Origin of the sequence: Sphingobacterium sp. SGR-19 (genome assembly GCF_011043555.1) — a bacterium.
Taxonomy (GTDB): domain Bacteria; phylum Bacteroidota; class Bacteroidia; order Sphingobacteriales; family Sphingobacteriaceae; genus Sphingobacterium.
Map to the genome: position 1 here is coordinate 309,049 of NZ_JAAKGS010000004.1, position 23,988 is coordinate 333,036.

20 protein-coding genes are annotated in these 23,988 nt (G+C 43.5%); 16 read left to right on the forward strand and 4 right to left on the reverse strand.

Translation table 11 applies throughout. From position 1 onward, the window contains the following. Positions 1-10 precede the first annotated feature (10 nt). Both dcd and G5B43_RS10600 read right to left on the reverse strand, forming a co-directional pair. A complete protein-coding gene (dcd, locus tag G5B43_RS10595) occupies positions 11-547 on the reverse strand; it encodes a dCTP deaminase (RefSeq protein ID WP_165294704.1) in 537 nt (178 codons plus the stop codon). Positions 548-557: 10 nt separating this feature from the next. Beyond that, the gene (locus G5B43_RS10600) at positions 558-1,520 is read right to left on the reverse strand and encodes an isopenicillin N synthase family dioxygenase (RefSeq protein WP_165294705.1); all 963 of its coding nucleotides are present in this window, start codon (positions 1,518-1,520) and stop codon (positions 558-560) included. 179 nt (positions 1,521-1,699) lie between these two features. On the opposite strand from G5B43_RS10600, the gene G5B43_RS10605 reads away from it, so the two are divergent. The 15 genes from G5B43_RS10605 (at position 1,700) to G5B43_RS10675 (ending at position 17,642) form a co-directional block, all read left to right on the forward strand. Continuing rightward, on the forward strand, positions 1,700-2,146 hold the full coding sequence (locus G5B43_RS10605; RefSeq protein WP_165294706.1) for an acyl-CoA thioesterase: 447 nt from the start codon (positions 1,700-1,702) through the stop codon (positions 2,144-2,146). After that, complete coding sequence (locus G5B43_RS10610; RefSeq protein WP_165294707.1) at positions 2,146-3,222, forward strand: beta-ketoacyl synthase N-terminal-like domain-containing protein; 1,077 nt, start codon at positions 2,146-2,148, stop codon at positions 3,220-3,222. The genes G5B43_RS10605 and G5B43_RS10610 overlap by 1 nt, the downstream gene beginning before the upstream one ends. 358 nt (positions 3,223-3,580) lie before the next feature. Next, on the forward strand, positions 3,581-4,234 hold the full coding sequence (locus G5B43_RS10615) for a hypothetical protein (protein WP_165294708.1): 654 nt from the start codon (positions 3,581-3,583) through the stop codon (positions 4,232-4,234). Between the two features lies 1 nt (position 4,235). Next, positions 4,236-4,784, forward strand: a complete 549-nt coding sequence (locus G5B43_RS10620) for a 3-oxoacyl-ACP synthase (RefSeq protein ID WP_165294709.1) — start codon at positions 4,236-4,238, stop codon at positions 4,782-4,784. Between the two features lie 225 nt (positions 4,785-5,009). Then, entirely contained in the window at positions 5,010-5,267 is a 258-nt protein-coding gene (locus G5B43_RS10625) for a phosphopantetheine-binding protein (protein WP_165294710.1), read from the forward strand. Next, entirely contained in the window at positions 5,267-6,466 is a 1,200-nt protein-coding gene (locus G5B43_RS10630) for a beta-ketoacyl-[acyl-carrier-protein] synthase family protein (RefSeq protein ID WP_165294711.1), read from the forward strand. Before G5B43_RS10625 ends, G5B43_RS10630 begins: the two co-directional genes overlap by 1 nt. Beyond that, positions 6,463-7,527 carry a beta-ketoacyl synthase chain length factor gene (locus G5B43_RS10635; RefSeq protein WP_165294712.1) on the forward strand — a complete coding sequence of 355 codons (1,065 nt, stop codon included), beginning with the start codon at positions 6,463-6,465 and terminating at the stop codon, positions 7,525-7,527. The genes G5B43_RS10630 and G5B43_RS10635 overlap by 4 nt, the downstream gene beginning before the upstream one ends. Next, on the forward strand, positions 7,521-8,294 hold the full coding sequence (locus G5B43_RS10640; protein ID WP_165294713.1) for a polysaccharide deacetylase family protein: 774 nt from the start codon (positions 7,521-7,523) through the stop codon (positions 8,292-8,294). The genes G5B43_RS10635 and G5B43_RS10640 overlap by 7 nt, the downstream gene beginning before the upstream one ends. Next, a complete protein-coding gene (locus tag G5B43_RS10645) occupies positions 8,284-8,910 on the forward strand; it encodes an outer membrane lipoprotein carrier protein LolA (protein ID WP_165294714.1) in 627 nt (208 codons plus the stop codon). Before G5B43_RS10640 ends, G5B43_RS10645 begins: the two co-directional genes overlap by 11 nt. Further along, positions 8,888-9,517 carry a hypothetical protein gene (locus G5B43_RS10650; protein ID WP_165294715.1) on the forward strand — a complete coding sequence of 210 codons (630 nt, stop codon included), beginning with the start codon at positions 8,888-8,890 and terminating at the stop codon, positions 9,515-9,517. Before G5B43_RS10645 ends, G5B43_RS10650 begins: the two co-directional genes overlap by 23 nt. A gap of 10 nt (positions 9,518-9,527) precedes the next feature. Further along, positions 9,528-9,902, forward strand: a complete 375-nt coding sequence (locus G5B43_RS10655; protein WP_165294716.1) for a 3-hydroxyacyl-ACP dehydratase — start codon at positions 9,528-9,530, stop codon at positions 9,900-9,902. Positions 9,903-9,953: 51 nt separating this feature from the next. Next, positions 9,954-11,138 carry a DUF2062 domain-containing protein gene (locus G5B43_RS10660; RefSeq protein ID WP_165294717.1) on the forward strand — a complete coding sequence of 395 codons (1,185 nt, stop codon included), beginning with the start codon at positions 9,954-9,956 and terminating at the stop codon, positions 11,136-11,138. Beyond that, positions 11,138-14,785 (forward strand): 1-acyl-sn-glycerol-3-phosphate acyltransferase, encoded by a 3,648-nt coding sequence (locus G5B43_RS10665; RefSeq protein WP_165294718.1) that lies wholly within the window; start codon positions 11,138-11,140, stop codon positions 14,783-14,785. Before G5B43_RS10660 ends, G5B43_RS10665 begins: the two co-directional genes overlap by 1 nt. After that, entirely contained in the window at positions 14,782-16,308 is a 1,527-nt protein-coding gene (locus G5B43_RS10670) for a phytoene desaturase family protein (protein WP_165294719.1), read from the forward strand. The genes G5B43_RS10665 and G5B43_RS10670 overlap by 4 nt, the downstream gene beginning before the upstream one ends. Before the next feature lie 41 nt (positions 16,309-16,349). Next, positions 16,350-17,642, forward strand: coding sequence for a phenylacetate--CoA ligase family protein (locus G5B43_RS10675; protein WP_165294720.1), 1,293 nt, complete (start codon positions 16,350-16,352; stop codon positions 17,640-17,642). 215 nt (positions 17,643-17,857) lie between these two features. Here the strand turns inward: G5B43_RS10675 and G5B43_RS10680 are convergent, their stop codons facing one another. Both G5B43_RS10680 and G5B43_RS10685 read right to left on the reverse strand, forming a co-directional pair. Further along, positions 17,858-19,624 carry a RagB/SusD family nutrient uptake outer membrane protein gene (locus G5B43_RS10680; protein ID WP_165294721.1) on the reverse strand — a complete coding sequence of 589 codons (1,767 nt, stop codon included), beginning with the start codon at positions 19,622-19,624 and terminating at the stop codon, positions 17,858-17,860. Positions 19,625-19,633: 9 nt separating this feature from the next. Continuing rightward, entirely contained in the window at positions 19,634-22,885 is a 3,252-nt protein-coding gene (locus G5B43_RS10685) for a SusC/RagA family TonB-linked outer membrane protein (protein WP_206367318.1), read from the reverse strand. Between the two features lie 316 nt (positions 22,886-23,201). Between G5B43_RS10685 and G5B43_RS10690 the strand changes: the two genes are divergently transcribed. Continuing rightward, positions 23,202-23,951 (forward strand): rhamnogalacturonan acetylesterase, encoded by a 750-nt coding sequence (locus tag G5B43_RS10690; RefSeq protein ID WP_165294722.1) that lies wholly within the window; start codon positions 23,202-23,204, stop codon positions 23,949-23,951. Positions 23,952-23,988 lie beyond the last annotated feature (37 nt).

Consider the following 23,988-nt stretch of genomic DNA (forward strand, 5'->3'; position numbering starts at 1 on the left):
AACTTCTCTATTAAAATGCATTTTTCCACATCATGCTCTCTACAGGGCGGATGGTCTTGTTGTTGTATTTAGCGTTTCCTTTTGTATTATAAAAGGTTTCGATATCACCGTCTACAACGAAATAAATTAGCTGCCCAACAGGCATGCCGGCGTAAACCCGTACAGGCTGTGCTACGGAAATTTCCAACGTCCATGTATTGCAAAAGCCGACATCTCCTTTACCCGCGGTTGCGTGAATGTCGATCCCCAAACGACCGGTACTGGACTTCCCTTCCAGAAAAGGAACGTGCCCGTGTGTTTCTGTATATTCTAACGTAACGCCCAGATAGAGCTTGCCTGGCTGGAGAATAAATCCTTCTTCCGGTATTTCGAAATGTTCTATTTCGTTGTGTTTTTTTGCATCTAATACGCCGTCTTTATAGGTGGCGAGATACTTGCCCAAATGGACATCGTAAGAGTTCGTTCCCAGACATTTTCGGTCAAATGGTTCGATAACGATGCTGCCGTTATCTATTTCTTCTAGAATTCTTTTATCTGATAATATCATTGTTTTTTTATTACATTTTCAACCCAATCTCACGCAATCGTTCGTCCAGATACTGTCCCGCGGTATAATCTTTATACGTTTTCGGATAATTTTCGGAAATACAAGAATCCAAACAGGCCAGGCTCATGGACGCTTTTGGATGTAAGAAGAACGGCACGGAATACCGTGATGTTTTCATGAGTTCTCGCGGTGGGTTTACCACGCGGTGGGTGGTAGATTTAAGTTTATTGTTCGTTAACCGTTGCAACATATCACCAACGTTCACCACAATATCCTCTCCTTTAGCTTTGATGGGGAACCATTCGCCGTCTTTTGTCCACACTTCCAAACCGTCAGCGCTCGCTCCGATAAGTAGGGTAATGAGATTGATATCTTCATGGGCACCAGCTCGAACAGCATCAGCTGGGATAGCGTCCGGATTTTCAATAGGAAAATAATGGATCGCCCGCAGAATAGAATTGCCGTTGATGACAAACTTTTCAAAATAGTCTTCTTCCAAATCTAAATAAGAAGCAATAGCTTTGAGCAGTTCGCGCCCCGCATCCTCTAACTTTTTATAGACTTCTCCCGTTACTTCATTGAATCTGGGCAATTCTTCCACGATAATGTTATCTGGAAAATCAGTTTTAGAATAATCCTCACCCACGATAGTTTGTCCACGTTGCCAGAATTCTTTTAAATCTGGTGTATGGGCATCTTTTGCTTTCTCTTTTCCTTTGGTCGTATACCCACGTTGTCCGGCTAATTCCGGAAATTCGTACTTCCGTTTAACGGCATCGGGAAGGTCAAAAAAAGCTTGCACAACTGCATAGAGTTCATCAATGAGTTCTTGACTCAACCCATGATTTGCGATGGTTACGAATCCCGTCTCGTTAAATGCCGTTCCTATATCTTGTACAAATTGTTTTCGTTCTTCCGCACTACCCTGCGTATATTGAAGCAAATCCAATCGGGGAATATTTACTAATGCCATCGCTTTTTTTCTGTAAAAATAGGGAAAATTGTTTTGATCTTCTTTTTCCCCGTGAAAAAGAAGCAATGTTAAGGGAGGGGTTATGCAGTTGTATTGCGAATGCAGCGCATTTTATTTAGGTTTGCTATACAGAAATGATTGTTTTGAACCGATATTTATTTTGACGGGCCATTACGAATATGATAAAAAGAAGAGAAGAGTTTTATGAGGAATCGGGGCTGACAGAATCGGTGACCATTCCCGTGCGCTTTAGCGAGGTGGACTCACTAGGTATCGTATGGGACGGGCATTATATTCTATATTTCGAACAGGGGAGGGAAGCTTTTGGTAAAACCTACGGCATCGATTATATGACCGTACAGAAAGCGGGATATACGACACCTATTGTAAAATCTACTTGCGAGCATAAGTTACCGTTGCGGTACGGAGATACGGCACGTATCGTGACTACATACGTCGATACGCCCGCCGCAAAGATGATTTTCCGATTTAATATTTATAATGGTAAAGACCAACTGGTCTGTCAAGGGGAAACCATCCAGGTCTTCTTGGACGACACACAAAACTTGGCGCTAAACGTTCCTGATTTTGTGGTAGATTGGAAAAGGAAGGTAGGCTTGCTATAATGGCGTTCGATTCTATCTATATCCACGACATAAACTGCGTCACCCCGTTGGGAATTGATTTGGCGTCGAACTGGACCCAGTTGTTGATGGGAAATAGTGGCCTTGTACAACATGATGTCGGTCGGATAAAAAATATCTATACGTCAAAGTTAGCACCGGCGGAGGTCCTGGCGCTGTTAACACCTGCGGGAGATAGTACATTATTGGAGCAGATGTTATTTACGGCGGCAAAGCCGATTGTGGAAAAACACGCACCTACGTCACGTACGGCGCTGATCTTATCCACCACCAAGGGCAACGTAAATACTCGACTCACGGTGTTAGCCAAGAAAATGGCAGAGGTGCTGGGATTCCAGACCCAACCTATTATTGTATCGCAAGCCTGTGTATCGGGCCTATTGGCTTTATCGGTTGCCAAACGTCTGATACAGATCGGTCAGTACGACGATGCCGTGGTTTTGGCAGGAGATGTAGTCAGTGAATTCGTGGTGTCCGGCTTTCAGGCATTCCAGGCCATGAGTCCATTTCCTTGTAAACCTTTTGACAACGATCGCGCAGGGGTGTCCTTAGGCGAAGCGGCTGCCTGTGTATATGTTTCTAAAGAAAAAGGAGAGTTTAAGATTTTAGGGGAAGCGTCCATAAACGATGCAAATCATATTTCAGGGCCATCCCGGACGGGAGAAGGACTCTTGCAGAGTATACAGCAAGCGGCGAATGAGGCGCGCGTGGATATAACGGATATCGATTTCATCTCGGCCCACGGAACCGCAACGCTGTACAACGATGAGATGGAAGCGATTGCCTTTCATCGCTTAGGGCTACAGGATATTCCTATCCATAGTCTGAAAGGTTATTATGGGCATACATTGGGTGCGTCTGGCTTATTGGAGACGGTCATTGTCCTGCAATGTATGCGAACTGGCGTATTTATTCCGACTGCCGGGTTTGAGAAATTAGGTGTGTCCAAACCGCTAAATATTATTCGGCAGATATCCCGCGGAAAACTAAACCGTTTATTGAAAACTGCTTCCGGCTTTGGGGGGAGTAATGCGGCGATGGTGCTGGAGAAGATGTAACTTTTAACGTTAGCGTATTGCAAACTAGCGTTACTATAGGAAGTGCTAACGTATTTATATATTATTATAACGTTACAGTATTAACAACTTACGCTCTTATATATTATATCAACGTATTTATTTAGTGTGGTAACGTTATAATATTTTTGACTAACGCTAGTCTATAATATAATAACGTATATTTTTATAATTATAACGTCAGTCTATTATAAGATAACGTTATAATCATAAAAATTAACATATTTACTTTATGTTTTAACGTTATGCTAATATATATTGCCGTTACAATGAAATATGTTAACGTTAATATTTGTGATTCGACAAACTAAATCCTAAATTAGGGGTCTAATAAGATTTAATGATGAGCTATATACGTGCGCTAGGTTCCTTCGGCACCCATAAAGACAGTAAGATGATGGTGGAAGCGGAGGTCATCCTTAGTTCCATGAGTGGAAATCCCAGGTTTCCTGACCCGATACCATCGCTAGCAGAGGTCGAAAGCTCCTATGATGAATATTTAGCACACCTAACCCGAGCAGAATGGACACGTGGACGCGTCGATAGGGCGCTAAAACGCGAAAGCAAAGCAAAGTTGGCAGGATTATTAGGCGAGTTGGCGGCCTATGTCAACTATGTGGCGAAAGGGGAATTGTCCATCTTATACTCGTCGGGGTTTCCCATATTTACCGGGAGGAAGAAGGGTAAGTCTCCGGACGTACCTATCGGCGGTCGGCTTTCGGATGGACACGTCAGCGGCGAGGTTCGGTTCGACTTCGCTTCTTTAGGCAGAGATATGACCTATGAATATACCTATGCGATATGGACATCCGCTGAGGAAGTACAACCCGAATCTCCCGAACTCCAATGGGAGAAATCACTTTTCACTACCCGTTCCCGTAATAACCTGATTAAAGGTTTGCCGTCTCGGGCTATAGTCTTTGCGAAGGTTCGTGGAATCAACCGTCATGGCGTCGGCGATTGGAGTGATGCAGTGAGTCTGATAGTTCGGTAGTATGCTAGAAAACCCCACCATACGAAAATCCTGTACCATTGAACAACATCGGATTGTTATCGATGATAAACTCATTTGGTCAAGTGGACCCCATGTGCCCTTTTCGGATTTCGCGAAAGGAGCTTTTCATCATCTGGACATCGACTATCCGAAGTTCTATAAGATGGATGCGTTGAGCAAACTGGCTTTTCTAGCCGCTGAATATATATTGCAAGATGAAGATAAGAATGAACTGGCGCTTGTCTTAGCCAACAGATCCGGTAGTCTGGACACCGATGTAAAACACCAGGAAAGCATTCAGAATACAGACAATTATTATCCCCGGCCTGCTACTTTTGTCTACACACTATCCAATATCTGTGCCGGCGAGATTGCTATCCGGCATGGGTTGCAAACAGAGCAAGCTTTTTTCGTTGCAGAAGAGTTCCCGGAGGAAACTATTTTCGCCTATGCCGATTACCTGTTACAATCCGGTAAAGCAAAACGGGTTTTATGCGGATGGGTAGAATACTTTCAAGAGGCGTATCGGGCAGTTTTGTATCTAGTCTAGCAGTTGCTAAAACTTCTTGATCGTTGATTGTTAATAAAGGAACATCTATATTTCCTCTATACGGTGATAAGAGATACCGTTGTTGTCGTCTGTTTTTGGGATAATCGGCAAGATCCTATATTCAGTTCTCTATGACAAATTTTTTCATTCGTGTGAATGCATTTAAAATTCTATTCGTGAAAACAGCGCATTTTGTTTAGGTTTGTCTTTAGTTAGATTAAAGCCATGACAGCATTAAAAGAAGAGTTAAAAAGACAAATTATTGAAGTATTAAATCTGGAAGATATTACGCCTGCTGATATACAAGATGACGAAGCTTTGTTTGGTGAAGGGTTAGGGTTAGACTCTATTGATGCATTGGAACTGATTGTCTTGATGGATAAAACGTATGGCATTAAACTGTCTGATCCAAAAAAAGGAAGGGACATTTTTCAATCTATAGAAACGATGGCCACCTATATTTCGGAGAATAGAACGAAGTAATGACAGACAGGGGAGTTGCGGTTACGGGGATAGGCATTATTTCTTCGATTGGCGAGACCGTTGAGGAAAACTTACAAGCACTATTAGCGGGTAAACAGGGCCTTTCACGGATAGCAAACTTTCCTACACGTTTACAAGAGCATATTTGGGTAGGTGAGATAAAGCGAACCAACGAAGAGCTATCGGATAGTTTAGGATTATCGTTACCTCACGCTTTTACGAGAACAGCCCTTTTGGGAGCTCATGCCGCCCGTCAAGCGGTAGAATCAGCAAAGCTGCAAGAAATCCACGATCTGCAAACAGGATTTATATCATCGACTAGCGTCGGCGGTATGGATTATACCGAGCGATATGGCCCGACTTATCTCAATTCTCCTGAATGGCATCGTTATATCCCCTCGCATCCAGCAGGTGATTCCTCCCATAAAATAGCCCAGCATTTGGGAATAAAAGGTTTAGTGACTACGGTAAGCACGGCTTGTTCTTCCGCAGCAAACGCCATGATGATGGGCGCCCGTTTGATTCGTTCTGGCCGCTTGGATAGGGTGATCGTTGGCGGAACGGATGCGTTAAGTAAGTTTACCATTAATGGGTTTCATACCTTAATGATTTTATCGGACGCGCCTTGCCAACCTTTCGACAAGCACCGTAAAGGACTCAATCTAGGAGAGGGCGCGGCGTATCTTGTATTGGAATCTGAAGAATCCGTACAGCGGCAGGGTAAACATGTTTTGGCTTATCTGGCAGGATATGGTAATGCAAATGATGCGTTTCACCAAACGGCGTCCTCCGAAAACGGAGAAGGGGCCTTTTTAGCCATGCAAAAGGCATTGATGATAGCGCAATTAACACCGCAAGACATTGATTACGTCAATGTGCATGGAACGGCAACACTAAACAATGATTTGTCAGAAGGGCGGGCCATGCAACGTCTCTTTAAAGACGATGTGCCCCTATTCAGCTCCACGAAACCCTTTACGGGGCATACATTAGCTGCGGCTGGTGCTATGGAAGCCGTATATAGTATATTGGCTTTGCAACAAAATGTCGTACCGCCTAACCTTCATTTCAATACCCCGATGGAAGAACTCGATTTGATACCAGAAACAACGTTACGACACCGGTCGTTATCACACGTGCTTTCTAACTCTTTTGGGTTCGGCGGCAATTGTTCATCCCTTATTTTTTCAAAAGCGTGAAGAAAAATGTGTTCATAAACGGTATAGGTGCGGTGACGACACAAGGTGTATGGCGGGCAGCATTTTTTTCAGAAGCACGGGTATTAGATCATGCGATCACTTCTGCCGAACAACCCTCCTATAACGGCCTTATTTCTCCGGGAGCGATCCGTCGCATGTCGAGAGGAATGAAGATGGGTATTTATGCGGCACAACAAGCGTTAGCGGAGGCTTCCGTAACAATACCCGGTGCTATCGTTACGGGAACCGGGTTAGGGTGCTCTGCCGATTCCGATAAATTTCTCCGTAGTTTGTGGGAAAATGAGGAGCAATTTCTCACGCCAACATCTTTTATTCAGTCTACACACAATACAGTTGCTGCGCAGATTGCTCTCCAATGGCAGTGTAAGGGATATAACATAACCCATGTAAACGGGGCAATCTCTTTTGAGTCAGCTTTGTTGGATACGCTTTTATTGTTACAGACGGGCGAAGAAGAGCATGTACTTCTTGGTGGGGTAGATGAGGTCGCGGAACAGACCTATACGTTTCTGCAAGCCGCGGGCGATATCAAAGCGGATGGTATACAGGAAACAGTCAAAAACAGTGTTTCTCCTGGGGTCAATTACGCAGAAGGCGCTCATTTTTTTTCGGTGGGCGCGAGCAAAACGGCGTCTTCTTATGCTGAAATTATAGATATTACGTTGCAAAACGAGCTGGAAGTGTCAGAAACTACATCCTTTTTGAAAGATTTCCTGACGACAAACGATTTACGTCCAGGCGATTTGGATGCGGTCATACTCGGCTACAACGGCGACGAACAGGACGATCTTTTCTATTCGGCTGTACAGCAAACGCTTCCGTCTGCGACACCGTTATATTATAAACATCTGAGTGGTCAGTTCGATAGCTGTTCGGCTTTTGGATTGGCTGCCGCAGCTTTCATATTAAAATACCAAACCGTTCCACCCGTTCTGTATTGGAACGAAAAAAATCCAGCTAAAACAGCGTGGAAAAATATCCTGTTATATAATCAATATAAAGGTAAAGACCATTCTCTTGTTGTTGTTCGAGCATGTTAAAACACGCTATATTATATCCGTTTTTTCTGGTGGCAGGATGTATCGCCTTGCTCATCGGAATCTTTGGTGGTTCGTTTGTATGGTTTTTTGTTGTGCTGCTATTGGCAGTAGGAATGACTGCTTGGGGCGCATTTGATATACGTCTAGGATATTTTACAGACACTTTTTTCCGCAAGAAATATAATGCGCAAGGGGTAATCGCATTGTCTTTCGACGATGGACCGTCTCCCTATACAGCCGAAGTTTTGCAATTATTGAATGCCTATCAGTTTAAAGCAACCTTTTTCTGTATCGGGAGGCAGGTGTTGGCATATCCCGATATGGCGAAGCAGATTATCGACGAAGGGCATACCATCGGTAATCATACCTATTCCCATCGCAGGAATTTTGGCTTTTTAAAAGAAAAGGAGGTTGTTGCAGAGCTGGAACAATGTAATGCCATTATCCAACAGACTGTAGGAAAAAAGCCTAAATTCTTTCGTCCGCCTTTTGGGATAACTAATCCATCGGTAGCCAAGGCAGTCCAATATACGAAACATCAGATCATCGGGTGGAGCAATCGCTCGTTGGATGCGGTCACGTTGGAAGAGAATAAAATATATCAACGGGTGTTTAGGAAGCTGAAATCAGGAGATATTATACTTTTCCACGACACCTCACAACGTACTGTCAATGTCCTAAAACGGTTGCTGCCTCATTTACAGAAACAAGGATATATATCGGTTTCTGTAGATGATTTGTTAAATTTGCAGCGATATGAAGACTAAACTGCTTTATTTTTTGATGATTTTGTTGCTGCCCTATGGCGGATGGGCACAAACAAGGGAAATGTCAGCGAGCGAAAGAGCCAGCTTTCAAAAGTCTTTACAGCAGCTTGCGGAAATCAAGACGATATCGGCAGATTTTGTGCAATATAAGCACCTTAGTTTTATGAAAAAGCCGGTGGAATCATCAGGGAAACTGTATTTAAAGCATCCCGATAAACTGAGTTGGTCATATACAGCACCGTTTCAATATAAAATGGTCTTTAAAGACCATAAGATTTTTATCGATGACCAAGGCAAGAAACAGACGATTGATGTGGGAAACAGCAAGCAATTTGAAAAAATAAATACCCTCGTTTCGTCCAGTATGCGCGGTGGCAAATATGATGAGAAGGAATTTGTGGTTTCCTATTTAAAGCAGGGTAATGCAGACATGGTGCGTTTGACACCAAAATTAGCTGGCGCGAAAAAATATATTAAGGAGATCGTGTTGCTATTTTCGTCGGATAAACAAATAGAGGAGGTAAAACTTGTTGAACCTTCTAATGACTATACACGTTTTGTTATAAAGAATAGAAAAGTAAATACGACGATTGATGAATCGATTTTTAACCTATAGTTTTTTCCTGTTGTTCTTTTTCGTTTCCTGTGGCACCTACCGTTATCCAAATGCCTCGGGAATTCGCGAATCAGAGCCAAAGGAGTTGAATAATTATTATCTTGATACCACTCGCACTTTTGTGTATCGTGCGAAACTGCATGCTTTCAAGAAGGATATTAATGGGAATTTAGTGGTGCAAACGTTGGGACGAAATGAACATCGCGTTGCCCTGGTGAGCGACTTCGGCCAAACGTTATTTGATGTCAGTATTTCTCCTGATGGACATGAACTGCATTATGCCATGCATGATTTAAATAAACGTATAGTGGTGAGGGAAATCGTCAATATCTTCCGGACGATGACAGAACAACGCCATGCTACATCGGCCGTAATGTTTGCAAACCAGCAGCATTATTATCCTGTATATGTAATAGATAACTGCTATTATGTGCTGAAAGAACGTAAGGTTGAGCGTATCCAGCAGGCCAAAGGCACTAAAGAGCACTTAACGATTGTTTATCGTGAATGGAATGAGGAAGATGTTCCTACGAAAATAGCGGTAGAACATAAAAAATTCCCATTGACAATAGATCTTATGTTGGATGTAGATCAGTCTGCTTTATAAAACAAGTGATATGACCCTATTACCGGATTTTTACCGAGTGGAGAATATCCTATCTTCATCCAAGAATGCATATGTTGCAGCGGTGCACTTGAACCCCGCCCATCCCATATTTGTAGGTCATTTTCCAGATAATCCGGTCGCTCCGGGGGTATGTATGATGCAGATATTAAAAGAGTTGGTAGAAGAAGTTGAACAAAAATCACTCTTTTTAGCACATGCATCAAATGTGAAATTTACGGCCTTGATAAATCCTAATGAAAACGCTGTTCTGCAATTTGATTTTGAAATCTCGCATGATGAAGAAGGGCAGATAAAAGTAAAGAATACAACGACTTTTGGAGAGACAATTGCACTAAAATTGACGAATACGTATAGGATCGTGTAGGCGGAAAAATTTGATTATTTTTGTGAATATTGTAATGCGCATGTTGGAAAAATGATTGAACGCGAGACGATAACAAGAGAAATAGAACGTTTGGGCATTGTCGTTATTATACCGACGTATAATAATGAAAAAACCTTAAAACGCGTATTGGATGGTGTGCTTCTATACACCCCTCATGTCATTGTCATCAACGATGGATCTACCGACACAACATCAACGATCCTGAATCAATATCCACAAATCGAAGTTATCACGTCGACGCGTAATCAAGGGAAAGGTATGGCCTTGCGAAAGGGAATAAAGCGGGCCAGAGACCGACATTTTCAGTACGCGATAACCATTGATTCCGACGGACAGCATTACCCATCTGATATGCTGGTGTTTGTTGACGCTATTGCTAAAGCAACCCAACCCGTGTTATTGATCGGAAGTCGGAATATGAACCAAGATGCGGTGCCGCGAAAGAGCAGTTTTGGAAACAAATTCTCCAATTTTTGGTTTTGGTTTGAAACCGGCATTAAGCTGACCGATACCCAATCGGGGTTTCGGGCGTATCCTTTAGCAGCTATATCCCAGCAATTCTATACCCGCAAATTTGAATTTGAGATTGAAATCATCGTTCGGGCAGCTTGGCGAGGTGTTGATGTGCAGAATGTGCCCGTTCAAGTGCTGTACGATCCGAGCGAACGTGTTTCCCATTTTCGCCCCTTTAAAGACTTTACGCGTATTAGTATCTTGAATACCGTATTGGTGTTTTTAACTTTTTTTTATATCCTACCACGTAACTTTTTTCGGAGTTTCAAAAAAAAAAGATGGTCTGACTTCGTTAAAGAAAATATATTGGGCAGTACCGATTCCCCAATAAAGAAAGCGCTGTCTATCGGTTTAGGCGTTTTCATGGGGATAGCGCCCTTTTGGGGATTTCAGACGGCAATAACGATCACATTGGCGGTTTTCCTACGCTTGAACAAGGTACTTGCTTTCGTTTTTTCCAATATCAGTTTTGCTCCATTCATCCCATTGGTTATTTATGCTTCTTTGCTGGTAGGCGGAATGGTCTATCCATCTTCCACCACGTTTAAGCTCGATGGCGTATCCTTAGATACTATTAAATCCCACCTTTGGCAATATATTATAGGCAGCTTTATTCTCGCTAGCGGAATGGCGATACTCATTGGCTCTTTCAGTTACTTTTTTATAAAACTATATCGGCAGAAAGCTGTTTCAACACCATAATGGAGGATATATTCTACCATATCTATACTTGGGTACAACGTAATAAACTCCTTGCTGCTTTCGTTGCGTTATTGTTTTTAGCGGGCTGCGGTCTGCTGGCTTCCAAGCTTCGTTTTGAAGAGGATATCACCCAGATTATCCCGAAAAATGAGCGAACAGATGAATTCTCGAAGGCACTAAAGCAAATTAATTTTGCGGATAAAATAACGGTTTTAATGGAAAAGGACGAAGCGTCCGAGCCCACTGTGTTGACGGCAATCGCTGGCGCATTTATAGATTCCATGGAGACAGACAGTACCTATATCCGTGGGATCACGGGTAGAATTGAGCAAGAAGAGATGGAGGGTACGTATGATTTTGTGTACCAAAACCTACCGCTGTTTTTAGATGAAAGGGATTATCGCACGATAGCAGAGCGATTACAACCCGATTCTATCGCAGAACGTATATCGGAAAATTACCGTACGTTGATTTCGCCCACGGGTCTTGTCATGCGGAACTTTATTCAGAAGGATCCATTAGGATTGGCTTTATTGGGGTTGAAAAAAATGCAACAGCATACGGTGGGCGAGAATTTTATGCTGTATGATGGTTTTGTGGCCACCAAAGACACGAGCCAGTTGTTACTTTTTCTGGATCCGACCTTTCAAGGTGCAGATACGGAGCATAATACAGCTCTCGTAGAGCATCTTAATCGTTTACGGGAGGTATTGCAGCAGCAAGCGGAGCAAAAAGTCACGATTTCCTATTATGGAACGGCTTTTATTGCAGTAGCGAACGCCAAACAGATCAAAACGGATATTTCAACGACAGTGCTGATTTCGATGTCGGTATTAATGCTTCTACTTATCCTTTTCTATCGAAAAATTTATATTCCGCTACTTGTTTTTATACCAACTGTTTTTGCAGCCTTATTTGGCATGGCCTGCCTTTATCTTTACAAGCCTGTTATTTCAGCCATATCACTCAGTGTAGCTGCCGTGTTGATTGGAATTACCATTGACTATGCTTTACATATCCTAACCCACTATAAAAAATCAGGTAATATCCGTGCGCTTTACCGTGAACTGACGCGTCCACTATTGATGAGCGGAGCGACGAATGCCGTCGTATTTCTATGCTTGTTATTTGTACATTCGGAAGCGTTGGTGGATTTGGGCATCTTTGCATCGATATGTATTTTTTCGTCGGCTGTTTTTACATTGCTCATCGTCCCGCACCTTTATCGTCCAAAACAAGAACTTCGGCATAATTCGGTATTGGACAAATTGGCGGCATTCCCTTTTGAGCGAAGTAAGGTGCTGATTGCTGTTTGTTTGGTGTTGATCGTGTTGAGTTGCTTCACCAGCGGCCGGGTAGGTTATAATAATAATCTGGCTGATTTAAATTTTGTGCCAAAAGCGTTGCAGCAAATGGAGCATAAATTGGATAAGCTTACCAATACGTCCTCTAAATCTGTATACTTAGTTTCTACAGGAGAGACCTTTGAAGATGCGGCGCAAAAGACCGATCGGTTGATGTCAAATCTGAACGCGGCAAAAACCAGAAAAGAAATTGTGGATTATAATGGCTTGATTACACCGCTATCCGCTGCTTTACAGCAGGAGAAGATTAACAAATGGAATCAGTTTTGGGAAAGGCAGCATACGGGTAATCTCATCTCCCGTTTACAAAAAGAAGGCGAAAAATATGGTTTTGAAGCGGAAACGCACGCCGATTTTTATGCGTTATTGAAGGAACAGCCGAAAGCGTTAGGATGGCATGATTTTCAATTGCAACGCGCGTTGGGATTATCGGATTTTGTCGCCGAGCGGAATGGTTTCTTTACTATTTCCACCCTAGTGAAGCTGGATGATGCTAAACGGGAACCGTTTCTTCGCGCTATGGAGAAAAATGCAGATGTTTTGGTTGTTGATCGCCAAAACATGAACGAAACGTTTTTAGGGCAATTGCGCGATGATTTCAACCGTTTGGTAAGCTATTCTTTCTTTGCGGTACTTTTTATACTTTGGGTGTTTTTTCGTCGGCTAGAGCTGGTTTTGCTGAGCGCAATTCCTATCGGTCTCACCGGATTGGTCACCGCAGGGCTCATGGGGTTGTTCGGGTTGGAATTTAATATATTTAGTGCGATCGTGTGTACGTTGGTTTTTGGACATGGCGTAGATTTTAGCATATTTATGACGGCCGCTTTGCAGAAACAATACAGTACAGGAAAGGATACGTTGCAAACCTATCGCACCTCGATCTTACTGGCCGTATTAACAACGGTACTGGCGATTGGCGCCTTGGTATTCGCTAAACACCCGGCACTGTTGTCCATTGCATCTGTTTCCTTGATAGGGGTGTTTGCCGCTGTCATGATTACCTTCGTATTCTACCCTATCTTGTTTCATTTCTTTATTTCCAACCGCGCGAAACAGGGTAAGTCTCCCTTTACGATCACGATCCTTTTATTGTCTTTGTTGTTTTTTGCTTATTACGGCATAGGATGTTTGGTCGTTTCCTTTTTTGGTCGGGTGATCGTGTTTATTTTACCATTATCAAAGGAAAAGAAAGACGCATTTTTTAGAAAAACGATGTCGGCATTTATGAAGTCCGTGCTATACCTCCATCCGCAGACAAAGCATAAGACGATGAATGTGTACGGCGAAACATTTGATAAACCCGCTGTTATTATTTCCAATCATAGTTCATTTCTCGATACCCTATCCCTTGGTATGCTTGTTCCGAAGAGTATTTTTCTGGTAAACGATTGGGTCTGGAATTCTCCTGTTTTTGGCAAGGCAGTAAAAGCGTTAGGGTTTTATCCCGTGAGTCAAGGATTGGAAAAGGGGGTGGATGTCCTTCGGGAGAAAGTAGCACAAGGTTATTCGTTGATTGTGTTTCCGGAAGGCACCCGTTCTTATGAGAATGTCGTAAAGCGTTTTCACAAAGGTGCTTTTTATCTTGCGGAGCAGCTGCAGCTGGATATCCTGCCTATCTATCTTTTGGGGAATGGCGACGTATTGCCTAAAGGTGATGTGCTTATTTTCGGAGGAACCATGACTCCGGTGATCGGAGAGCGTATACGCCCGGATGATGGGTCCTTCGGTAACGGCTATCTGGAACGAACCAAACGTATTATGCGGCACTTCCGACAGCAATATAGTGCGTGGCGCCGAAAAGAAGAAGATGTGTTCTATTTCCGAAAGAAAATACAACTTGCTTATTATTACAAGGACGAAGATATTTTACGGTTGGTAACGCAGAACATAGCACAATTTGCTGCTCATTATCATGAACTTCATCGGTACTTGGGTGACACTGTACGAGTAGCCCATCTTTCGGATACGCATGGCGAATTCGATTATCTGTTGTCCTTGCAGAGCGGAAATCGGAAAATGCTGGGTATCATTGCAGATCAAGAGAAACGTGCAGTGGCGGAGAGTATTTATTGGATAAAACAGCGCCAAGTTCGTTTTGCACCGTATATAGCAGAGGGGTATACCGTACTTGTTATCCATCCGTTGATCGAGATAGCTAGTTTACCCGTTTCGCTTTTGGAGACCTTTGAAGAAATCTATACCTTTAGGACAGCGCATCCATTGCTAGCTTTAAGATGGAAGGAAGATGAGCTGTCTGATTCATTGTTTCGCTACTATACATGACCGAAGGAACACATAAACAATATGACGCCGTTATCGTAGGTAGCGGGCTCGGAGGCTTGGTGTCAGCAGTTATACTGGCAAAGGAAGGGTTACGGGTCTGTGTATTGGAAAAAAATAACCAATTTGGAGGGAATTTGCAAACGTTTTCCCGCGATAAGAAAGTATTCGATACGGGTGTGCACTATATCGGAGGCTTGGCAGAAGGACAGAACTTACATCGTTATTTTTCCTATCTGGGGATTATGCCTCATCTTCGACTGGAGCGTATGCCGAAAGTTTTTGACCAGATTTGTTTTGGCGACGAAGAGGAGTGTTACCCCATAGCGCAGGGCTACGATGCATTTGTGGATTGTTTATCGGCGTCCTTTCCGGCCGAGCGGTCAGCATTGCTAAGATATGTTGCCGATTTACAATATACGTGCAAAGCGTTCCCATTATATGATGCGGAAGATGGAGCGGGTTATGCATCGGAAGTTATAAGCCTAAGTGTTAAGGATTATTTTAGAGGATTAACGGATAATGAACGTTTGCGTGCGGTATTGGTCGGAAATAATTTCCTATATGCGGGCGAGGACGATAAAACGCCCTTTTATGTGCATGCACTCGCTGTCAATTCTTATCTCCAAAGTGCTTATAAATGTGTACTTGGTGGTAGTCAAATCAGTAAATTACTGATTCGTGAACTGCGGAAATTAAATGGAGAGGCTTATAAACGCGAAGAAGTTGTAAAACTGGAGATCGAGAATGGACGGGTCTGCCGTGCAATAACACACAGCGGAAACCATGTTCACGGGGATCTGTTTATCATGAATGTTGATCCGAAAAGGGCGTTGCAACTGGTCGGAAAAGAATATTTTCGAAAGGCTTTTTATGACCGTATCCAGGCGTTACCTGTTACGACGTCTTCGTTTAGTTTACATGCGGTTTTACTACCCGGACAGGTTCGATATAAAGCCCATAATGTTTATTACCATCAAAACGCTCATGCTGTTTGGCATGAAACGACTTATAAAGAAGATGAGTGGGCAAATATGTTTATGTTATCGATGACAGAAGATCCTCGACATCCGGGCTATGCAGACACCTTTACGGCGTTGACCTATATGCATTTTGATGAAGTGAAGGCTTGGGCGGATACGATAAACACGGTGGTTCATCCAACGGATCGAGGGGAGACGTATGAAATTTTTAAAAGGAATAAAACGGAACAGTTATTGAAGAAACTGAAGCATCGTTTTCCGGAATTGCTCGACGCTGTCAACAAGACGTATGTATCGACTCCTTTATCGTATCGGGATTATATCGGAACGTATAAAGGGAATCTGTATGGTCATATAAAAGATGCCCGTGACCCCTTGAAGACGTTTATCGCGCTGAAAACGAAAATAGAAAACCTGTATTTGACAGGGCATGGAGTATATATGCACGGTATTTTGGGCGTGACAGTGGGAGCTATAGCGACCTGTTCCGAAATATTGGGAAGATCGTATTTATTGGGGAAGATTACTGCTAAAGAGAAATAGGAGATAGTCCCCCTTTTGCAGGATATAGCGAATACTAAATCATGAAACAACAGATCATTATGGAGAGGCAATCGCCACAGGAAATTAAGGCTTATCAGGAGGAACTCTTACGAAGGCAATTGGTTTATCTGCGGGAGCATTCGCCGTATTATAAGCAACTGTTTGAAAGACATCATATGGATATCGATACGATTCGCACCATAGCCGATTTAGGGCGTATTCCGACAACAAGTAAAGATGATATCCAAGCGCATAACGATGATTTCTTTTGTGTCGAACGCGACAAGATTATAGATTATTGTTCCACGTCAGGAACATTGGGGAAGCCTGTAACTTTTGGGCTTACGGATGAAGATCTGGAGCGTTTAGCTTATAACGAAATGCGGTCATTTCAAACGATCGGTGTGGAGCCAGGTGACGTGGTACAATTGATGACCACGATGGACAGGCGATTTATGGCGGGATTGGCCTATTTTCTTGGCCTGCGGAAGCTCGGTGCTGGTATTTTGCGCGTTGGCTCTGGGATTCCGCAGTTGCAGTGGGACGTTATTTTACAGCATAAACCCCGATTTTTGATTGCCGTACCTTCGTTTTTATTAAAGATGATTGAATACGCCGAACAGCAGAATATTGATTACCGGAAGACCAGTATAGAGGCTGTTTTGTGTATCGGAGAGTCTCTGCGGGATGCTTCGCTCCACGATTCTTTGCTGACAAAGCGTATATGCGAAAAGTGGCCGTTAAAATTGTATTCTACCTACGCATCTACAGAAATGGGAGCCGCGTTTACGGAATGTGAAGCTTTTCAAGGCGGACATGTTCATGAAGATCTGATTATTACCGAAGTACTGGATGAGGAAGAGCAGCCCGTGCCTGATGGTGAGCCAGGTGAACTCGTTATCACGACCTTAGGCGTGCAGGGTGTTCCGTTGTTACGATTTAAAACCGGCGATATTGTCCGCAGACATATCGCTCCGTGTAGTTGTGGGCGTAATACCTACCGGATTGGCCCGGTAGAGGGAAGAAAACAGCAGATGGTGAAATATAAAGGGACAACCCTGTATCCACCCGCCATGCATGATCTACTGGCTGGCTTCCCCGAAATTGAACATCATGTCATCGAAATATCGCACAATGATATAGGGACGGATGAAATTGTCATTTATATCAGTACAAAGGAGACAACCGAAGAATTCATGGTACAGATAAAAGACCACTTTCGCGCGAAATTGCGTGTGGCACCACATGTAGAAAAGCGACCATCGGAAGAGCTACAGCGGATTATCTTTAATCCGCTGAGCCGTAAACCGATTACGTTTATTGATAAGAGGTAATGCATTTTCTTTTTTTACCTCAAAAAAAGAAACAAAAAAAATCGTCGCTTCAAATGTTTTACATTGGGGATAGTACTAAGAATAAGTTTGTGCAGTTGTAAAACATTTGGATGCGACCTTTAGGGTTAAGGATGAGGTAGTGCAAATTTAACCACCCCGCCGGAAGTTGGACACGCTCGGAGGGGAAGGCGTAGATGAACGCAATCAAGAGTTTTTTAATACCCATAATCCTGTTTCAAATTGGGATTAGCATCTGTGACAGATTGCGGTAAAGGCATCAATTCGCTATGGTTGGGCTGAAACAGTTGTGCCACGTTGTTTATCCAAACATCTGTTAATGCGACTATCCAGTTTACCCTCGTAAATCCTGAAGGGGCTCGGCTTGGTGTTGGCTGATATAGCGAATGGCTCCAGATAACTTCTGTCGATGATGGTTTATAGTACATATGCTGAGGTAGGTTTTCATAGGGCGCTTGTCTGTTTCTCATCTTGGTGAGTTCTTCCCTCGTTTGTGTGATTTTTGTGCCTAGGAGGTTCCATCGGATGAGGTCGTATTTTCGGATACCTTCTCCGCCAAATTCGAAAGACCGCTCCTTTACGATAGCCTCAAAAAAATCTTCTTTCGTCGTGGGGGTTGACCCGATTAAGTCTATGTCACCGCCAAACCCTCTTGTCCTTACCTCCTCAAAGGCAGCTATGGCTTCTGTCGTAGGTCCGTCATGGAGTTCGTTTTCTGCTTCGGAAAACATCAATAGAACGTCAGAAAATCGGATCAAAGGCCAGTTTAACCCTGTGGCCTGTATGGCCGAACTTAATCTCGGACTAATCCAGTCCGAACGGAATTTGCCACTGGTCATATTAAGCAATGGCTGGACGGTCTTAAAATAGTCGGGGCTATTATAATAAGGGGCCGTGGTGACGTCTCTTCGTATATCCAGGGAGTCAAAACTGTAGAAATAAGTCGGTATAACTCTTATCTGTCCGTTGCCCAGCATGGACGTATTTCCCGGAACATAAAATCTTGGTCCATCGTAATAGCCGATATTGCTATCGGTTTCGCGGCCCATAGCCACTTCAAATAAAACTTCACCAAAAGGGTCAATTTTATAAGAGTCTATCCCGTCTTTAAACACTGCTTGAAAACTTGGGTTGAGTGTGTGTTGGTCGCGGTGTTGCATGATATCGAAGCACTCATCTCTTGCGATCTGGTAGTATTTCAAATAATCTGGTCGACGTTCCATGATTCCAGAAACTCTTCTCAAGGAATATCCACCACGGTAAAGCGCTAGCCTCGCCCTTAACGCTTTCACGGCGCCTTTGGTAATCCGTTCGTCAGATGCGACTTCTGTTCTCCACGGCACGAGATCGGAAGCGAGTGCTAGATCGCTGATGAGCCTGTCGTATATTGTGTCGCGGTCTGTCTTATCCATAAACAGCTCGGTCTGATCTATGGATGGCTCGAAGGGGGCGGGGATATCACCCCAGTTTCGGACCAGCTCGAAATAAAACTGTGCTCTTAAGGTAAGGGCTTCTCCATGAAGCCTTTGGAGCTGAATTTTTTCTTCCCCTGAACCATTTTGGTAAAGGTCCATTGCGGGGATATTTTTTATACAGATGTTGGCCCTTTCCACACCTGCATATAATTGTTCAAAGGGCAAACGCAGCTGGGCGTTGGTAGGATTCAGATTATATCTGGATAGATCCCTCGAACTGTTGTCGGGCGCGGTGGTATTCAAAACCCCTACCATCTCATCGTTGTCATAAGGATACATCATGCTGAGACGGCTGCCATAAGCTTGTAATCCGGCCAGCCTGTCGTATGCACCTAATACCGCACTAGTGGCATTGGGTACGGTACTGAATACATAATTTTCATCGAAGGCCGACGGGGGATCGAGATTTAAGTAGTTATTACAGGATAGGGTGCTCAGCAGTAATAAACTTACTACTGTCAAACGGGTTAATGTGTTTTTTTTCATCATGTAGAGGCTTTATAATGATAGATTGAGTCCAAAAATGAATGTCTTGCTCCTCGGATAGGCTGCATAGTCGACACCTGGGGTAACCGGGACCGATCTTCTGGTATTGGCTTCGGGATCGTATCCGGAATAGTTGGTAAATACGGCGAGGTTATTTACCGTTGCGTAGACTCTCAACCTATTTGCTTTTATGCGACGGGTAATAGCGGATGGGAGTGTATAACCTAATGTGATATTATTTATCCGTAAAAAGGAACCGTCTTCCATAGCCCAAGAGGTAGGGTACCACGCGCCTGTGCCGCTGATCGGCATCCACATGGAGGCATCTTTATTAACCTCGGATAGTATTTCGGGGGCTGCACCTGTTACGTACTGTTGTCCGCTAATGGTCTCTACCTGCTGTATCTTATTGCCATGCTGGTCGATGGTTTTCCAGCGACCGGCAACCATGTCCAACGAATTGGCATAAGCGCTGTAGGCGTTGGTGAATTCTATCTTGTTGGCATTGTAAATGTCGTTGCCGACCACAAAATTGACAAAAACACTCATGTCGAAATTCTTGTAGGCAAACTGCTGGTTTAGTCCACCCGTAAATTTGGGGTTTGCGTTTCCGATAACCGTTTTATCGTTTTCATCGATAATATGGTTCCCATCAAGATCTTTTAACCGCATCCATCCGGGTTGGGCTATGCCTATTACGTCTGAAACATCTGTCACGCCTTCTTTGAGGGTATATCTTGAGGTGGCAGGGTCGTAGTTAAAATCGTCCGTGGTATAAAATCCATCCGAAACAAATCCGTACATAGCGCCAACAGGTTGTCCTTCCTGTACGATGTAATCTGCGGGTTGTCCAGAAATTCCAAAGCCCGAGTTTGCAAAGTAATGATCTTGTCTGTTGGATATTTTTTCTATGGTGTTTCTGTTGAAAGCGATGTTGAAATTGGTGTTCCAGCTAAAGTTCTTGTTGTTTATCGGGGTAGCGGTGAGTTGGAATTCCAGGCCTTTGTTGGCCGTTCTGCCGATATTCTGGAGCTGTGTGGTATAGCCGGATGTAGAAGGAATAGGAACGCGTATGAGTAGATCATGTACCTTATTTTGATAAGCATCCACAGTAAATTGAATGCGGTTGTCGAGCAAGGAAAGATCCAGGCCGAGATTTTTGGAAACTGTCGTCTCCCAAACAAGATTCTTATTAGCCAATTCTGGCGTGGCATATCCTGGAATGAGTTCTTCGTTGAGTGCGTATTTTGCACTGGCATTGTATACATTCATGAATAGGTAATCAGGGATACGGTCGTTACCGGAAGAACCATAACTCGCACGTACTTTCAAATCAGAAATCACCGTAACGTCTTTCAGAAAATCCTCTTGCGAGATTCGCCATGCTACGGATCCGGAAGGGAAGTACCCCCATCGATTTCCCTCGGCAAATCTGGAAGAACCATCGGTTCGGAAGCTGAAGGTCGCCAGATACTTGTCTTTATAGCTATAGTTCGTACGATTGAAGAAAGAAAGGGTTCTTGTTTCGGATTGGTAAGTTAGGGGGTATAATTCAGGTGTTGTGAGCATCGTCCCGAGATGGAGCTGTCCTAATGCTTTTTCCGCCGTAATTCCTTCGGGGAAGTTTTTTAATTGTATCTCGGAAGTATTGTACGCGATGTTGTAAAACTCGTTGCCCAATAATACATTCAATTTGTGGCCGTTGGTCGTTTTCGGGTTGATGGTCAGTACATTGGAGAAATTGAGGTTATTTCGATCAGCATCCAGTACGCCTGCCATTGGCAAGCGGGCTCCCAATACCCTCGACCGGGAGGTGATACCGTCTTCGAAACTTTTGGTAGATTGTCTGTTATAGTTGACACCCAATGTGCTCCTAAACGAAATCATCCTATTAAAGCTGTAATTAAAATAGCCATTGAGATTAACGATCTGCATCTTCCTGTCTCTATACTGCGCATTGCTCAACGCTACCGGATTGATAATGCCGATGGCGTTGCCGGTATTGGTGTCTTCGTAGTAGGCTTCATCTATCTCGTCTTCTGTTAAGCCGCCGATGTCCAAAGGCATATACTTAATCGTGTGCCGGAGCATATTGTAAGTGGTGGAGCCCGCATCCGAAGTACCTGCACCTAAAATACTTTGGTTGGTGTACCTTACGTTGAAGCCAACCCTTAATTTATCACTTACCCTGTTGTCGAATCTAAAGTTGACCAACTTTCTGTCGAAACCAGAGTTGAGCATAATCCCGTCTTCGTTATTACTGGTGACGCTGAGGTTGTATTGCGTCGCCTTGGTACCGCCCACTATACTCGCATTATGCGTCTGCATGAAGGCGTCGTTGCCAAAGGTTCTTTCCTGCCAATCGATAAATGGTGTTTGTTGGTATTGCGTTATATCATCCCATGTGCCGTATCTAGTCTCGAAGGCGGTCTCTGTGGTCGTTAGTCCCCGGGACCGTTCGTACTGATAGAGCACAAAATCATAGGGATTCATCACATCCAACTTATTCGCGAGGCTTTTCATGCCCAAGATATTGTTGTAATTCACTTGTGTTTTCATCTCTTTACCACCCTTGGTCGTAATGATGACCACACCATTAGCACCTCTAGCGCCATAAATAGAGGTTGCTGAGGCATCCTTCAGCACATCTACAGAGGCAATATCCTGTGGAGATAAGCTGGATAATCCGTCCTCTACTTGAACACCATCGATAATGTATAGGGGATCGTTACTTTGTGTGATTGACCCGCCACCCCGTACTTTTATCTGCACTTCTGCTCCAGGTGCTCCTTCTGAGGTCGTGACCTGTACGCCCGCGAGGCGACCTGTAAGCGCTTCGGCGGCCGAATTTACGGGGATGTCTTTCAGCTGTTTTTCGTTGACGGAGGATACGGAACCGGTGAGGTCTTTACGTTCTACGGTGGCGTAGCCAATGGCAACTACTTCTTCTAGTTGATACGAATCTTTCGCCAGAAGAAAGTTGATTTCCGTTTGATTGTTTAGCGCTACTTCTTGAAGCAAAAATCCAATGTATTTGGCGTTGAGTACGACATTTGTTTTTTGGGACGTCGTCACATTTAAGGTATAGTTTCCATTCTTATCGGTCAACGTTCCTTCGGCGCTGCCTTTAATGCCTACGCTGGCACCAATCAGCGGTTCCTTCGTTTCCTCATCGAGTACTTTTCCCCGAATGACGGTTTGGGCGTGGAGAATGCTGATGCTGCTTACGAAGGTTAGAACTGTTAGTTTAAGCAGTTTTATCATAATGCAATATTTAGTGTTTATAGTGATCGTCGTCCTTTATTTACCTTATAAAGGAGACTGTAGTTCCTTGTTTGCTATCTTCGAAAGGCAAGCTGTAGAAGTGATTTACCCTCCGCGCAAAACAAGATTACAACTTTATGATGAAGAAATAATCTAAATGAGTTAGAAAATTAGCGGAAGCGTTCTCGTTAACGGTTTCGGTAACGTTATCGCATTTTTTTTGAAATGTAACACGTTGTTTTTACGCTTTTTTGGCGGTAGTTTCCGATCTTTAAATCGATTAATTAACAAAATAACCAAATATATACGTTAAATAATGACGAAAGCTATTAAAAATTTGTTTCTTATTGTTTTTCTGGTCTGCTGTGCGTTTAAATGGCCGAAGGAAAATGTCACGGTGTATTCAATAGGCGATTCCACCATGAGTAAAGCCAACACTGCCGATAATTATCCGGGTAGGGGATGGATGCAAATGATAGATCCTTTTTTTGATGAGTTCGTTAAGGTGGTGAACCGGGGCGCAAGTGGCCGCAGTTCTAAATCCTATCGCGACGAAGGCCATTGGAATAAAGTGATTACCCGGGTTAAAGCGGGGGATTATGTTTTCATACAATTTGGACACAATGATGCCAAGGAGGATTCTCTTCGTCATACGGACCCACAAACGACATTTAAGGAAAATATGCAGAATTATGTAAACGAGGTGCGAGCGAAAAATGCGAACCCTATATTGTTCACCTCCATCGTCAGGAGGAAATTTGATAAAAATGGGAAACTTGTGGATACCCATGGCGAGTATGTTACCGTAGTAAGGAAGCTGGCCGCTAAAATGGACGTCCCACTGATTGACCTTAACAAGATGACGACTGAGGTGGTTGAAAATTTAGGGCCTGAAGAAGCTAAAAAACTATACATCTACGTAGACCCTGGGGTAACGGCTAAATTACCTAACGGCAAGAAAGATGATACTCACCTTTGTGAGGCGGGGGCCATAAAAGTGGCTGAATTGGCGGTAAAGGGCCTAAGGGATATCAAGAGCCCTTTAGTTGAATATTTGATAAAATGATGGGGAGTTTCCCCAATTAAATGAAATGACTATGTCG

Bases quoted from the DNA above. Each gene is read 5' to 3' on its own strand.
- G5B43_RS10685 (WP_206367318.1), bottom strand. From the start codon at position 22,885: ATGATAAAACTGCTTAAACTAACAGTTCTAACCTTCGTAAGCAGCATC.
- G5B43_RS10660 (WP_165294717.1), top strand. From the start codon at position 9,954: ATGATTGAACGCGAGACGATAACAAGAGAAATAGAACGTTTGGGCATT.
- dcd (WP_165294704.1), bottom strand. From the start codon at position 547: ATGATATTATCAGATAAAAGAATTCTAGAAGAAATAGATAACGGCAGC.
- G5B43_RS10680 (WP_165294721.1), bottom strand. From the start codon at position 19,624: ATGATGAAAAAAAACACATTAACCCGTTTGACAGTAGTAAGTTTATTA.
- G5B43_RS10670 (WP_165294719.1), top strand. From the start codon at position 14,782: ATGACCGAAGGAACACATAAACAATATGACGCCGTTATCGTAGGTAGC.
- G5B43_RS10655 (WP_165294716.1), top strand. From the start codon at position 9,528: ATGACCCTATTACCGGATTTTTACCGAGTGGAGAATATCCTATCTTCA.
- G5B43_RS10610 (WP_165294707.1), top strand. From the start codon at position 2,146: ATGGCGTTCGATTCTATCTATATCCACGACATAAACTGCGTCACCCCG.
- G5B43_RS10650 (WP_165294715.1), top strand. From the start codon at position 8,888: ATGAATCGATTTTTAACCTATAGTTTTTTCCTGTTGTTCTTTTTCGTT.
- G5B43_RS10605 (WP_165294706.1), top strand. From the start codon at position 1,700: ATGATAAAAAGAAGAGAAGAGTTTTATGAGGAATCGGGGCTGACAGAA.
- G5B43_RS10625 (WP_165294710.1), top strand. From the start codon at position 5,010: ATGACAGCATTAAAAGAAGAGTTAAAAAGACAAATTATTGAAGTATTA.
- G5B43_RS10665 (WP_165294718.1), top strand. From the start codon at position 11,138: ATGGAGGATATATTCTACCATATCTATACTTGGGTACAACGTAATAAA.
- G5B43_RS10620 (WP_165294709.1), top strand. From the start codon at position 4,236: ATGCTAGAAAACCCCACCATACGAAAATCCTGTACCATTGAACAACAT.
- G5B43_RS10690 (WP_165294722.1), top strand. From the start codon at position 23,202: ATGACGAAAGCTATTAAAAATTTGTTTCTTATTGTTTTTCTGGTCTGC.
- G5B43_RS10600 (WP_165294705.1), bottom strand. From the start codon at position 1,520: ATGGCATTAGTAAATATTCCCCGATTGGATTTGCTTCAATATACGCAG.
- G5B43_RS10645 (WP_165294714.1), top strand. From the start codon at position 8,284: ATGAAGACTAAACTGCTTTATTTTTTGATGATTTTGTTGCTGCCCTAT.
- G5B43_RS10640 (WP_165294713.1), top strand. From the start codon at position 7,521: ATGTTAAAACACGCTATATTATATCCGTTTTTTCTGGTGGCAGGATGT.
- G5B43_RS10615 (WP_165294708.1), top strand. From the start codon at position 3,581: ATGATGAGCTATATACGTGCGCTAGGTTCCTTCGGCACCCATAAAGAC.
- G5B43_RS10630 (WP_165294711.1), top strand. From the start codon at position 5,267: ATGACAGACAGGGGAGTTGCGGTTACGGGGATAGGCATTATTTCTTCG.
- G5B43_RS10675 (WP_165294720.1), top strand. From the start codon at position 16,350: ATGAAACAACAGATCATTATGGAGAGGCAATCGCCACAGGAAATTAAG.